The following is a 12078-nucleotide window of genomic DNA, read 5'->3' on the forward strand; positions in this document are numbered from 1 at the left end:
AAGCCCGGCGAGTGCCGGGCTTCTTGTTTAGCTCGAGTTACAGCTGATGGGCCTGTATTACAGGATGCTCAGCGGGTACTCGACGATCAGGCGCACATCAGTAAGATCTGAGCTCTCATAGACCGGTGCGTAATCCGAATCCGACCAGTATTTGGCATGACGGAGACGGACTGACAAGTCTTTAGCCGCGCCTTCTTGAACGACATACTTGGCTTCAACGTCCCATTCGCGCTCTTCACCGGTACCGGTTGGAGTGCTGATGTCATAACCGCTGATATAGCGGGTCATGAAGCTCAAGCCCGGCACACCATAAGACGCCATGTTCAGGTCATAGCGAGCCTGCCAGGACTTCTCGTCTTCACCATTAAAGTCGGAATACTGAACCGAGTTGGCAAGCCAAACGGTGCCGCCGCCATCAACACCGTAGCCGTAGCCTGCGTCACCACTTGAGCGCTGATAGGCGACCGTCAGGCCATGAGCCCCAACGCTGTAGGTGCTTGCCAAGCTCCAAATGGTATTGTCGCTATCTGCTGCATCGACATCCGACTTATAAATGTTGAAATCGAATGCGAGCGACTGATCGGAGCCGAGGTCCATGTTGTAGTTCAGATTGCCGTAGAACTTCTCATAGTCCGCTGCTTCATGAACTTCTACATCGGAGTAGTACAAGGATGTGCTTAGCGCATCGCTAATGGCATAAGTACCGCCAATAAGGTTGATGCTCTCAAGCGCGCCGCTGTTGGCGCTGTCCCGGCCTGTTGCCGCTTGCCCGTTCAAGCCGGTGAAGCGACCAACATTAAGCTCCAGGCCTTCGATCTCGCTGCTGCTGATCAAGGAGCCCTCGGCTGTTTCAGGCAGTAGACGGCTGTCGTCGGTCGAAAAGACCGGCAAAGCCACGAACTGAGTACCGTATTTTAGAACGGTGTTAGACGCGCGGAATTTAATCGCACCGCCCGCTTCTGAATAATCGTCTTCAGCGCGGCCATCTGAGTCAGTCGGGAACAGCCCATTTCCTACGCGGCCACGACCTGTGTCCAGCTTGACGCCCAGCAGGCCGATCGCATCGACGCCCACACCGACGGTGCCTTGGGTGAAGCCAGACTCGAAAGTGCCGATGAAGCCATGACCCCAGGCTTCGCGGTAGCTTTGGCCGCGCGCAGCAGTGCCGCCCGCTCCGTTATCACGGAAATCACGGTTCATATACAGGTTACGGTTCAGAATCGTCAGGCTGCTGCCTTCGACAAAGCCTTCCGATTCGGACTGGCTGGACGCCAGCGCCATTTGCGACGTGCCGGCCGCAACGGCCATGGCGATAACGCTCCACTTCATCACTTTCATCGTGATTGCTCCTTTGGTTTCAAATTGGTGCTTGCTTTCCTGCGTGCGCCGGAAAGAGGCATCTTTATTTTCGGTATACAAGCTCAATTGAGTCCTTCGTTTGCCTAGCTGGTCGTGACCTGCAGCAAGCCTGGAATGTATTTCCGAGAATTACTGTGTAGCTGGGTAAACTAGCGCGAGCAAGCTTAACTCAGCTATTTATGATTTTCTTCCCCCGTCCATGCAGCTTTTTTGTCCAAAGCAATAACCGTGCACAAAACTCATTTACTGATTTTTTGCGACGATTCGAGTCGATGCATGTTGCCGCCCGCGCTAAAGCAGGGCTGAGTGGGAACCTTCTGCACCTCGCTGGGGCGCGTTGCTTTGCTGATCCCCTTTCGAGTGCTGGAGTATCCTGCCGCAAACGACCAGGCAAAGCTTAGCTGGCGCCGACATCAAATTAGGCAAAGGAGACCTTTATGTTCGTTCTCGATGAACGCTTGCAGCAGGACACGGTGACGCTGGGCAACTTTCCGTTATGCCGGTTGCTTTTAATGAATGATGCCAGTTATCCATGGTTCATCCTGGTGCCCCGTCGGGAGGAGGTCAGTGAGCTGTTCCAGCTGGATCCGGCCGATCAGCAACTGTTGTGGCGAGAGGCGACGGCCCTGGCGGAAATAGTCAAAGACACCTTTGGCGCGGACAAGATGAATGTGGCAACACTGGGCAATGTCGTGAGCCAGTTGCATGTGCATGTGATTGCCCGGCGGCGGGACGATGCTGCCTGGCCGGCCCCGGTGTGGGGATTTCATTCGGCCAAGCCTTACAGCGAAGCGCAGCTAGCCGTGATCAAGCAGAAGTTGGAGCTGGTGCTCACCGACGGCTTTCTGTTCGAGGGGGGTAGATAATGGACTTGGAACAACGCATCACCGATTTGGAAGCGCGCCTAGCTTTTCAGGACGATACTATCCAGACCCTTAATGATGTGCTGGTCGCACAGCAGCGCACAGTCGACAGACTGCAGGCACAGCTAGGTTTGCTCGCAAGACGGCAGGAAGATCTGCAAAGCAGGATGGAAGGCGAGGGAGATGAGGCGCCCCCGCCGCATTACTGATAAGGCGGCGGGGTGTATTGACGGCAGGGTGGCGTAGCACCCTGCGCTGGGATCATTGGTTGATCGGGTCGGCGACTACGTCTTCGGCCTGGAGGCCTTTATCACGCATCATGATCGTAAATTCGACGCGTTGGCCTTCAACCAGCACCCGATGACCTTCCCCTCGAATCGCCCGGAAGTGGACAAATACATCGTCGCCACTGTCACGGGAAATGAAGCCGAAACCCTTTGAGGTGTTGAACCACTTGACCGTACCCGTTTCGCGTCCGGCGGTTGGAACCGCGGCGTGACTAGGTTGGACCTTACGGGCCTTGCTGGCGCTACGGTGGGCGCCGGCGCTTGTGCTTTTCGTTTGGCTTGTTGCCAGTTGCAGCAGTACGGCAATGAAAGCGAGCATGAGACTGGCAAGGGTCGCCGGCTGGCCAGCGAAGCTGGCGACAGGAATCAACACGATGGCCGCCTGGACGGCGACTGCAGCGATCAGCAGCGCGGATGCGCCGAACAGAATCGGACGACCGTGACCGTGACCAGTGGTGTTCAGTTGGATAGAGGCGGCGAACTGCACGTTCAGCAGTCCCAGAAGCAGCAGGCATAAGGCTGCAGGTTGGACCAGCAGAGGCACGGCGCCGGTTAGGCTGGGTACGAACGACAATATCAAGGCGGCTACGCCCGTTAACACATGAAGGATCTTAAGCATTCTTATGACTCACAGTTAAATAGCACGACAGAATGCGGCAGGCTGTAGGGCAAATTGAGACGCTGAGTGTTGGTGAAGCGATCACTCGTATTTGATGGTGCCCTGCCTGCGGCGCGCGCGAATTTAACAGCAAAGCGTGCCCACGCAAAATTCGCTGCGGTTTAGGTGAGGGGCGGTCGGGGTGAGGTTTGTCAGGTCTAGCTTGTCAGGGTCCAGTTTGCGCCGGATGGAACGGGATAGCCGCGAATACAGTTATCCCGTTCGTAAGCGAGGACGCTAGCGCGGTCAGGCAGCCAGCAGGCTGCGCAGCATCCAAGCGGTCTTCTCGTGGATCTGCATGCGCTGAGTCAACAGGTCAGCGGTGGGCTCATCGCTGACTTTTTCCAGCAGCGGGAAAATGCCACGTGCTGTACGGACTACGGCTTCCTGGCCTTCGACCAGTAGTTTAATCATCTCTTCAGCGGCCGGAATTCCCTCCTGCTCCTTGATAGACGAAAGCTTAGAGTAGGCCGCATACGTACCTGGCGCCGGAAAGCCCAGTGCGCGGATCCGCTCGGCAATGTCATCCACAGCTAGCGCCAGTTCGGTGTACTGGGTCTCGAACATCGTGTGCAGGGTGTTGAACATCGGTCCTGTCACGTTCCAGTGGAAGTTGTGGGTCTTCAGATACAAGGTGTAGGTATCGGCCAGCAGGCGGGACAAACCGTCCGCAATGGCGGCGCGATCCTGTTCAGCAATACCAATGTCGATTTCCATGGTTTTCTCCTGTTTGATGAATTCGCTGACATTTATGCCAGAAAAGGAGCGTCTTTGGTGAAGTGCTGCGATGGCAGCGGCGGCATATGGGTTCGAAGGCTCAAAGACGGCTTCGGTTCAAAAAGGATGGTTATGGGCCTGATTGCTTGACCCTATCGGCAGCCGGCTGCGTTGAAATGATTATGCAGATATAATCCCGCGCTTGTGTCGGGCGGCTCGTTTTGCCGTGCGAGGAAGCGCTGCGGTGCTGGTGCTTGATCCTCCATTGCCGGCGATTGATATTCCGGGCGGGACGCCACTAGGTAGCCGCCTGCACAGTCGCGATTCCAGCGACCCAACGAATTTCCAAGATATGAGAAGCGAACCTCACCATGATGCGCAGCCACTATTGCGGCCAGTTGAACGAAAGCCTGGACGGCCAGGAAATCACTCTTTGCGGCTGGGTTCACCGTCGCCGTGACCACGGCGGGGTTATCTTCCTCGATGTACGTGACCGTGAGGGCCTGGCTCAGGTCGTGTTCGATCCCGATCGTGCCGAAACTTTCGCTGCCGCAGACAAGGTGCGCAGCGAATACGTGATCAGGATTACCGGCAAGGTGCGCCTGCGCCCGGCCGGTGCGGTCAACCCGAACATGACGTCCGGCGCTATCGAAGTACTGGGTTACGAACTTGAAGTTCTGAACGAGGCGGAAACCCCGCCGTTCCCCCTCAATGAATACAGCGACGTAGGTGAGGAAACTCGCCTACGCTATCGCTTCATCGACCTTCGTCGTCCGGAAATGGCCGAGAAGCTCAAGCTGCGCTCGAGAATCACTGCCAGCATCCGTCGTTACCTAGACGAAAATGGCTTTCTCGACGTTGAAACGCCTATTCTCGGGCGCCCAACCCCTGAGGGTGCACGTGATTACCTGGTGCCTAGCCGTACCCATCCCGGTAATTTCTTCGCGCTGCCTCAGTCACCACAGCTCTTCAAGCAACTGCTGATGGTTGCGGGTTTCGACCGTTACTACCAGATCGCCAAGTGTTTCCGTGATGAGGATCTTCGCGCCGATCGTCAGCCAGAATTCACCCAGATCGACATCGAAACCAGCTTCCTCGATGAGTCCGACATCATCGGAATCACCGAGGGAATGGTGCGCAAACTGTTCAAGGAAGTACTGGGCGTCGAGTTCGGCGAGTTCCCGCACATGCCGTTCGAAGAAGCCATGCGTCGTTATGGCTCCGACAAGCCGGACTTGCGTATTCCGCTGGAGTTGGTCGACGTGGCCGATCAGTTGCAGCAGGTTGATTTCAAGGTATTCAGCGGGCCGGCGAACGATCCCAAGTGCCGCGTCGCCGCGCTGCGGGTACCGGGCGGTGCAAGCATGCCGCGCAAGCAGATCGACGACTACACCAAGTTCGTCGGCATCTACGGTGCCAAGGGGCTGGCGTACATTAAGGTTAACGAGCGCGCTAAAGGCGTCGAGGGACTGCAGTCCCCCATCGTGAAGAACATTCCGGAAGACAAGCTAAACGTGATCCTTGATCGCGTTGGTGCCGTTGACGGGGACATCGTCTTCTTTGGTGCGGATAAGGCCAAGATCGTATCCGAGGCGCTGGGTGCGCTGCGCATCAAGCTTGGTCATGACTTGAAGCTGTTGACCTGCGAGTGGGCGCCGATGTGGGTCGTCGACTTCCCGATGTTCGAGGAGAACGATGACGGCTCGCTCAGCGCGCTGCATCATCCGTTCACCGCACCCAAGTGCACGCCTAAGGAGCTGGAAGCCAACCCGGCGGGTGCGCTGTCGCGTGCGTACGACATGGTTCTTAACGGAACCGAGCTGGGCGGCGGTTCGATCCGTATTCACCGCAAAGAAATGCAGCAGACCGTGTTCCGCATTCTGGGTATCGACGAGGCAGAGCAGGACGAAAAGTTTGGCTTCCTGCTCGATGCGCTCAAATTTGGCGCGCCGCCGCATGGTGGTCTGGCGTTCGGCCTTGATCGCCTGGTGATGCTGATGACCGGCGCGCAGTCGATTCGTGAAGTCATTGCTTTCCCGAAAACACAGAGCGCCGCAGACGTCATGACCCAAGCGCCGGGTGCCGTGGATGGCAAGGCGTTGCGTGAATTGCACATTCGCCTGCGCGAGCAGCCGAAAGCCGAATGACGGCACAAGAGCCCAGGGAAACCTGGGCTCTTGGTTTCAGCAAGATGAAAAGTTGATCGGAAAGGGAGGCAGTTAATGGCTGGTCATTCCAAATGGGCCAATATCAAGCACCGCAAGGGGCGTCAGGACGCCAAGCGCGGCAAGATCTTCACCAAGCTCATTCGCGAGCTGACGGTTGCCGCTAAGAGCGGGCCTATTCCCGCAGACAATCCACGTCTGCGCTTGGCGGTCGACAAGGCACTGGTTGCGAACATGTCGCGGGACGTCATCGACCGTGCCATTGCGCGCGGCGCAGGCAACAACGAGGCCGACAATGTCGTCGAGTTGACCTATGAAGGCTATGCGCCTAGCGGCGTCGCCATCATTGTCGAGGCCATGACAGACAACCGTAACCGTACAGCAGCTGAGGTGCGTCATGCCTTCAGCAAGCACGGCGGAAACCTCGGCACGGATGGGTCGGTGGCCTACATGTTCGATCGCAAGGGGCAGATCAGCTTTGCGACGGGCGTAGAAGAGGACGCATTGATGGAGGCGGCGCTTGAAGCCGGCGCCGACGATGTGGAAATGGGCGAAGACGGCTCGGCTCTGGTGTCTACAAGCTTTACAGATTTTCATGCCGTCAACGAGGCGCTGGGAGCGGCCGGGTTCAAGGGTGACGAGGCGGACATCGCCATGATCCCGTCGATCGCTGCGCCGGTCACTGAGCTCGAGACTGCGCAGAAAGTGCTTCGCCTGATTGATGCGCTAGAAGATCTGGATGACGTACAGAACGTCTACCATAACGCTGAGATTCCAGATGAAATCATGGAACAGCTGGACTGATCCGTTGCGTTAAGTAGAAAGCCGGAAGTCACCGAGTGTGCTTCCGGCTTTTTATTGGCGCTGAGCTTGGTGTCCCGTGATGTCGCTGGTCGCCACGACGGGGCGTCCTTATACTGGTGGCTGGATAAATAGACAGTATGGCGACTGAATGACGCTTATTCTGGGGATAGACCCCGGTTCACGGATCACCGGCTACGGCGTAGTGCGGGATAACGGTCGCAGCTGCGAATATGTAGCGTCGGGCTGCATTCGGACCGGCAGCGGTGAGCTTTCGGCGCGCTTGCAGGCGGTATTCTGCGGCGTCAGCGAAGTCATTAGGCTCCATGGTCCTGTGACGATGGGCATCGAGCAGGTGTTCATGGCGCGCAACGCCGACTCCGCATTGAAGTTGGGGCAGGCGCGAGGGGCTGCAATCGTAGCGGCCGCTGAGCACGGGTTAGAGATATCTGAGTACACCGCCACGCAAGTTAAACAAGCGATTGCAGGAACTGGCGGGGCGGATAAGCAGCAGGTGCAGATGATGGTGATGCATCTGCTGAAATTGACGCAAAAACCGCAAATCGACGCATCTGACGCTCTGGCCATTGCCCTGTGTCATGCACATCATCGTCAGAGCCTGATTCCACACGGTCTTGCCGGTGCTAAGCGAAGAGGCGGGCGCCTGCGGCTGTAGCTGAGTTCACCGGTGTTGTTTGAAGGTTGTATGAGCAATCCGATCGACTAAAGATCGATTGAACGAGGATGTATCAACGTGATTGGACGCTTGCGCGGTACCTTGGCGGAAAAGCAACCGCCTCATCTGATTCTCGATGTCAACGGCATCGGCTACGAGCTCGAAGTACCCATGACTACACTGTATCGCCTGCCTTCGGTGGGTGAGCCAGTCACGCTTCACACCCATCTGGTGGTGCGTGAAGATGCGCATCTGCTCTACGGTTTTGCCGAAAAGCGCGATCGCGAACTGTTTCGGGAGCTGATTCGGCTGAATGGTGTCGGGCCTAAGCTTGCCTTGGCCCTTATGTCCGGCCTTGAGGTGGATGAACTGGTACGTTGTGTCCAGGCGCAGGACACTTCGGTGCTGGTCAAAATCCCCGGAGTCGGCAAGAAGACCGCAGAGCGACTGTTGGTCGAGCTGAAGGATCGCTTCAAGGCCTGGGAGACCATGCCGTCCATCGCTACCTTGGTGGCGGAACCTCGGGGGGCTGTGGCAGTCTCAAGCGCCGAGAGTGATGCCGTCAGCGCGCTGATCTCCCTTGGCTTCAAGCCGCAAGAGGCGAGCCGTGCCGTAGCCGCCGTACAGGAAGACGATTTGAGCAGTGAAGACCTAATCCGCCGTGCACTGAAGGGAATGGTCTGACGTGGTTGCTCGAGCTTTTTTTGCTGAGTTGCTCGTCACGTTGGTGGGGCAGCGTTATTCGCTTCCCTGCGACCGCGGCGAGTTGTCCGTGTGGTGTCTGATCTCGCAATCCATCTGCGCTCTGCCTGATTCGGAGCTCAGCAAGGGTGAGCGGTTATGATCGAAGCTGATCGTCTGATAACTGCCACCGGTCGGGACCGCGAGGAGCAGTTCGACCGCGCCATCCGCCCGCTGAGTCTTGCTGAATATATTGGTCAGCCGGTGGTGCGCGAGCAGATGGATCTCTTCATCCGTGCGGCGCGTGGGCGCAAAGAACCGCTGGATCACACGCTTATCTTTGGTCCGCCAGGGCTGGGTAAGACCACGCTGGCCAACATCATCGCCCAGGAAATGGGTGTCTCGATCAAAAGCACCTCAGGCCCCGTGCTGGAACGGCCGGGTGATCTTGCGGCGTTGCTGACGAACCTGGAAGAGGGTGATGTCCTGTTCGTCGACGAGATCCATCGACTGTCGCCAATCGTGGAGGAAGTGCTTTATCCCGCGATGGAGGATTTTCAGCTCGACATCATGATTGGTGAGGGCCCCGCGGCACGCTCGATTAAACTCGACTTACCACCGTTTACGCTGGTTGGCGCGACGACGCGGGCCGGCATGCTCACCAATCCGCTGCGCGACCGTTTCGGTATCGTCCAGCGTCTCGAATTCTACTCGACGGCTGACCTGGCAACGATCGTAACTCGATCAGCCGGAATCCTCGGTCTACCTATCGAGGCGGAAGGGGCGGTCGAAATCGCCCGTCGCGCCCGTGGTACGCCGCGTATTGCCAATCGCCTGCTCCGTCGGGTGCGTGACTTCGCCGAAGTGCGTGGTAATGGCGAAATCAGCCGCAATACCGCAGACCTCGCGCTGAACATGCTCGATGTCGATGAGCGCGGTCTGGATCACCAGGATCGCCGTTTGCTGCTAACGCTGATCGAGAAGTTCGATGGCGGTCCGGTTGGCATCGACAGCCTCGCAGCTGCTATCAGCGAAGAACGTCACACCATCGAGGATGTGCTTGAGCCCTATCTGATCCAGCAGGGTTACATCATGCGCACCCCGAGGGGGCGCGTCGTCACGCGTCACGCCTATCTGCATTTTGGTTTGAATCTGCCAAAACGTTTGGGAGATACGCCGACTCCCGACCTTTTCGGTGGCGACACAGAGTGACGAAAATTTCTTTGTTTTACCCGATTGGCAATTGCAGGGCCTGGCACTAGTATGCGCGCGGAATCACAAGCTCAATTGTTCTCCCATCGCTGTCGCGTGTATTACGAAGATACCGATGCGGGTGGCATCGTTTACTACGTCAATTACCTAAAGTTCATGGAGCGGGCCCGTACCGAGCGGTTGCGTAGCCTGGGTTTTGCCCAGTCGCAGCTGGTTGGTGAAGACCTGCTTTTCGTCGTGCATTCGAGTGAAGCGCGTTACCACGCCCCGGCGCGTCTGGACGATGAGTTGCTGGTAACAGCCGAAGTGGTCGAGGTGAAGCGTGCAAGCCTGCGTTTCAAGCAGCAGGTGCGGCGAGCTGACGATGATGTGCTGCTCTGTGAAGGGCAGTTCGTGGTGGCCTGTGTGCGCACCGAGAGTTTGAAACCCCGTCCCATTCCCGAGCTGCTTCGTGTCGCTTTCGTCGGGTCGGGTCTACCCCCAGCAGGAGAGTAAGCGTGGAATCCAACGTCGATCATATGTCCATGTGGAGCCTGATCAGCAACGCCAGCTTTGTGGTTCAGCTGGTCATGCTGATCCTGGTAGGCGCCTCGGTGACTTCATGGATCTTGATTTTTCAGCGCGGCAATATGATCCGAGCCGCCAAGCGGGCGCTGGACGCTTTTGAGGAGCGTTTCTGGTCGGGTATCGACCTGTCCAAGCTTTACCGGCAGGCCGGAAGCAATCCGGACCCGGACTCGGGCGTCGAACAGATTTTTCGGGCAGGTTTCAAAGAGTTTTCCCGCCTGCGTCAGCAGCAGGGCGTCGATCCGGACGCGGTTATGGATGGTGTGAATCGTGCGATGCGAGTGGCCATCTCCCGCGAAGAAGAAAAGCTCGAGCAGGGCCTGCCGTTCCTGGCAACCGTTGGTTCGACTAGCCCTTATATCGGCCTGTTCGGTACCGTGTGGGGCATCATGAACTCCTTCCGCGGGCTGGCGCAGGTTCAGCAAGCCACTCTAGCCACCGTTGCGCCTGGTATCGCCGAAGCACTGATTGCCACGGCAATCGGGCTTTTTGCGGCAATTCCAGCGGTCATCGCTTACAACCGCTTCGCGGCGCGTGGCGAGATGCTCATCGGTCGTTATTACACCTTTGCCGACGAGTTCCAGGCGATCCTCCATCGCAAAGTTCATACCTCCGAAGATTGAGGCCCGCTGGCCATGGCAAGAATTCGCAACAGACGCAAACCCGTCGCCGAGATGAACGTGGTGCCGTACATCGACGTGATGTTGGTACTGCTAGTGATCTTCATGGTGACCGCCCCAATGCTCAACCAGGGTGTGAAGGTGGACCTACCAAAGGTCAGCAGCGAAGTGCTGCCTCAGGATAACGATGCGCAGGTGCTGACAATCTCGATCAAAGCCGACAAGACCTATTACTGGAACATTGGCAGCGAGGTCGACACCGATACCGTTCAGGACAAGGCGTTGACGCTCGAGGAAATGACCAAGGCGGTCACCGCGATCATGAACCAGAACCGCAGTCAGGGTAAGCAGATCCAGGTCTTCGTGCGAGGCGATAAAGCCGTGGATTACGGTTCGGTAATGGCAGCGATGGGCGGGCTGCAGGAAGCGGGCGTGGGTAACGTCGGCCTGATTACCGAGGCGCCTTGATGCAACAGCTGGATCGTTCGCGCTCTGAGAGTCTCTACTGGCCCACCATTTTGGCGGTGGGCCTGCATGTCATTATTTTTGGGATGCTCTTCGTTAGCTTCGCCATGACGCCGGAGCTTCCGCCGTCCAAGCCTATCGTCCAGGCCACCCTGTATCAGCTCAAATCCCAGAGCCAGGCCAAAGTACAAACGAACCAGAAAATTGCGGGCGAAGCGCAGAAGACCGCTGCTAAGCAGTATGAAGCCGAGCAGTTGGAGCAGCGTAAGGTCGAACAGCAAAAGCAGGCGGCCGCAAAAGCTGCGGAACAAAAAAAGGCGGATGAGGCTCGAAAGGCCGAGGTAGCCAAGGCTGATGCAGTAGAGAAAGCCGCCGAAGCCAAGAAAGCAGATGAAGCAAAAAAAGCCGAGCAGCTGAAGCAGGCGGAGATAGCCAAGAAAAAAGCGGCCGAAGAAGTGCAGAAGAAAAAAGCCGCCGAGGAAGCGAAAAAGAAGGCCGCTGCCGAAGCGGCGAAAAAGAAAGCCGCAGAAGAGGCGAAGAAAAAAGCGGCTGCTGAGGCAGCAAAGAAGAAGGCCGCCGAGGAGGCTAAGAAAAAAGCCGCAGCCGAGGCTGCCCGAAAGGCTGCTGAAGACAAAAAGGCACAAGCATTGGCCGAGCTACTTTCGGATGATACGGAACGACAGCAGGCGATGGCCGATACACAGGGCGACCAGACCGCGGGGAATTTTGATGATCTGATTCGCATGCGGGCTGCTGAAAACTGGACTCGGCCACCGTCGGCGCGAAATAACATGTCGGTAACGCTACGAGTCAACATGCTGCCGGACGGCACCATTACCGCTGCGACTGTTTCACGTTCCAGTGGCGATGCACCGTTCGACAGCTCCGCAGTAGCGGCAGTAAAGAATATCGGTCGGCTGACCGAGATGCAGGGGCTCTCTGCTCAGGACTTTCAGCCGTATCGTTCGTTCACGATGACGTTTACGCCTGAGGATCTTGCGTTGTGA

The 12078-nt window shown here is 57.3% G+C and carries 13 protein-coding genes and 2 pseudogenes; 11 read left to right on the forward strand and 4 right to left on the reverse strand.

Annotated features, from left to right (window positions below; genetic code table 11):
• Positions 1–57: 57 nt before the first annotated feature.
• Positions 58–1338, reverse strand: coding sequence for an OprD family porin (locus ACIGHL_RS04885; RefSeq protein ID WP_128119569.1), 1281 nt, complete (start codon positions 1336–1338; stop codon positions 58–60).
• A 458-nt stretch (positions 1339–1796) separates the two neighbouring features.
• Here ACIGHL_RS04885 and ACIGHL_RS04890 point away from each other — a divergent pair, with 458 nt between their 5' ends.
• Positions 1797–2225, forward strand: a complete 429-nt coding sequence (locus ACIGHL_RS04890) for an HIT family protein (RefSeq protein WP_128119389.1) — start codon at positions 1797–1799, stop codon at positions 2223–2225.
• A complete protein-coding gene (locus ACIGHL_RS04895; protein ID WP_128119388.1) occupies positions 2225–2431 on the forward strand; it encodes a SlyX family protein in 207 nt (68 codons plus the stop codon). The genes ACIGHL_RS04890 and ACIGHL_RS04895 overlap by 1 nt, the downstream gene beginning before the upstream one ends.
• A gap of 52 nt (positions 2432–2483) precedes the next feature.
• Here ACIGHL_RS04895 and ACIGHL_RS04900 read toward each other — a convergent pair.
• The 3 genes and pseudogenes from ACIGHL_RS04900 to ACIGHL_RS04910 all read right to left on the reverse strand — a co-directional run.
• Positions 2484–2702, reverse strand: a pseudogene (locus ACIGHL_RS04900) (cold-shock protein); the annotation flags it as partial.
• A gap of 150 nt (positions 2703–2852) precedes the next feature.
• Positions 2853–3128, reverse strand: a pseudogene (locus tag ACIGHL_RS04905) (cold shock domain-containing protein membrane protein); the annotation flags it as partial.
• A 285-nt stretch (positions 3129–3413) separates the two neighbouring features.
• Complete coding sequence (locus ACIGHL_RS04910) at positions 3414–3884, reverse strand: Dps family protein (protein ID WP_019342527.1); 471 nt, start codon at positions 3882–3884, stop codon at positions 3414–3416.
• Positions 3885–4255: 371 nt separating this feature from the next.
• Here ACIGHL_RS04910 and aspS point away from each other — a divergent pair, with 371 nt between their 5' ends.
• From aspS to tolA, 9 genes are all read left to right on the forward strand, one after another.
• A complete protein-coding gene (gene aspS, locus ACIGHL_RS04915; RefSeq protein WP_128119386.1) occupies positions 4256–6031 on the forward strand; it encodes an aspartate--tRNA ligase in 1776 nt (591 codons plus the stop codon).
• A 75-nt stretch (positions 6032–6106) separates the two neighbouring features.
• Positions 6107–6853: a YebC/PmpR family DNA-binding transcriptional regulator gene (locus tag ACIGHL_RS04920; protein ID WP_128119385.1), complete on the forward strand. Its 747-nt coding sequence runs from the start codon at positions 6107–6109 to the stop codon at positions 6851–6853.
• A 148-nt stretch (positions 6854–7001) separates the two neighbouring features.
• Complete coding sequence (gene ruvC / locus ACIGHL_RS04925; RefSeq protein WP_216706879.1) at positions 7002–7526, forward strand: crossover junction endodeoxyribonuclease RuvC; 525 nt, start codon at positions 7002–7004, stop codon at positions 7524–7526.
• Positions 7527–7604: 78 nt separating this feature from the next.
• A complete protein-coding gene (gene ruvA / locus ACIGHL_RS04930) occupies positions 7605–8210 on the forward strand; it encodes a Holliday junction branch migration protein RuvA (protein WP_046161930.1) in 606 nt (201 codons plus the stop codon).
• A 156-nt stretch (positions 8211–8366) separates the two neighbouring features.
• The gene (gene ruvB / locus ACIGHL_RS04935; protein WP_128119384.1) at positions 8367–9419 is read left to right on the forward strand and encodes a Holliday junction branch migration DNA helicase RuvB; all 1053 of its coding nucleotides are present in this window, start codon (positions 8367–8369) and stop codon (positions 9417–9419) included.
• 51 nt (positions 9420–9470) lie between these two features.
• Positions 9471–9914 carry a tol-pal system-associated acyl-CoA thioesterase gene (ybgC, locus tag ACIGHL_RS04940; RefSeq protein ID WP_045428729.1) on the forward strand — a complete coding sequence of 148 codons (444 nt, stop codon included), beginning with the start codon at positions 9471–9473 and terminating at the stop codon, positions 9912–9914.
• Positions 9915–9916: 2 nt separating this feature from the next.
• The gene (tolQ, locus tag ACIGHL_RS04945) at positions 9917–10609 is read left to right on the forward strand and encodes a protein TolQ (RefSeq protein ID WP_045428727.1); all 693 of its coding nucleotides are present in this window, start codon (positions 9917–9919) and stop codon (positions 10607–10609) included.
• A 12-nt stretch (positions 10610–10621) separates the two neighbouring features.
• The gene (gene tolR / locus ACIGHL_RS04950) at positions 10622–11074 is read left to right on the forward strand and encodes a protein TolR (protein WP_045428725.1); all 453 of its coding nucleotides are present in this window, start codon (positions 10622–10624) and stop codon (positions 11072–11074) included.
• Positions 11074–12078: a cell envelope integrity protein TolA gene (gene tolA, locus ACIGHL_RS04955; RefSeq protein ID WP_128119383.1), complete on the forward strand. Its 1005-nt coding sequence runs from the start codon at positions 11074–11076 to the stop codon at positions 12076–12078. Before tolR ends, tolA begins: the two co-directional genes overlap by 1 nt.

The organism is Pseudomonas sp. NPDC077451, assembly GCF_044543345.1.
Classification (GTDB): domain Bacteria; phylum Pseudomonadota; class Gammaproteobacteria; order Pseudomonadales; family Pseudomonadaceae; genus Stutzerimonas.

Coding starts and splice junctions, on each gene's coding strand:
- ACIGHL_RS04890 (WP_128119389.1), top strand. CDS start 1,797: ATGTTCGTTCTCGATGAACGCTTGCAGCAGGACACGGTGACGCTGGGC.
- ACIGHL_RS04885 (WP_128119569.1), bottom strand. CDS start 1,338: ATGAAAGTGATGAAGTGGAGCGTTATCGCCATGGCCGTTGCGGCCGGC.
- ruvC (WP_216706879.1), top strand. CDS start 7,002: ATGACGCTTATTCTGGGGATAGACCCCGGTTCACGGATCACCGGCTAC.
- ACIGHL_RS04920 (WP_128119385.1), top strand. CDS start 6,107: ATGGCTGGTCATTCCAAATGGGCCAATATCAAGCACCGCAAGGGGCGT.
- aspS (WP_128119386.1), top strand. CDS start 4,256: ATGATGCGCAGCCACTATTGCGGCCAGTTGAACGAAAGCCTGGACGGC.
- ACIGHL_RS04895 (WP_128119388.1), top strand. CDS start 2,225: ATGGACTTGGAACAACGCATCACCGATTTGGAAGCGCGCCTAGCTTTT.
- tolR (WP_045428725.1), top strand. CDS start 10,622: ATGGCAAGAATTCGCAACAGACGCAAACCCGTCGCCGAGATGAACGTG.
- tolA (WP_128119383.1), top strand. CDS start 11,074: ATGCAACAGCTGGATCGTTCGCGCTCTGAGAGTCTCTACTGGCCCACC.
- ybgC (WP_045428729.1), top strand. CDS start 9,471: ATGCGCGCGGAATCACAAGCTCAATTGTTCTCCCATCGCTGTCGCGTG.
- ACIGHL_RS04910 (WP_019342527.1), bottom strand. CDS start 3,884: ATGGAAATCGACATTGGTATTGCTGAACAGGATCGCGCCGCCATTGCG.
- ruvB (WP_128119384.1), top strand. CDS start 8,367: ATGATCGAAGCTGATCGTCTGATAACTGCCACCGGTCGGGACCGCGAG.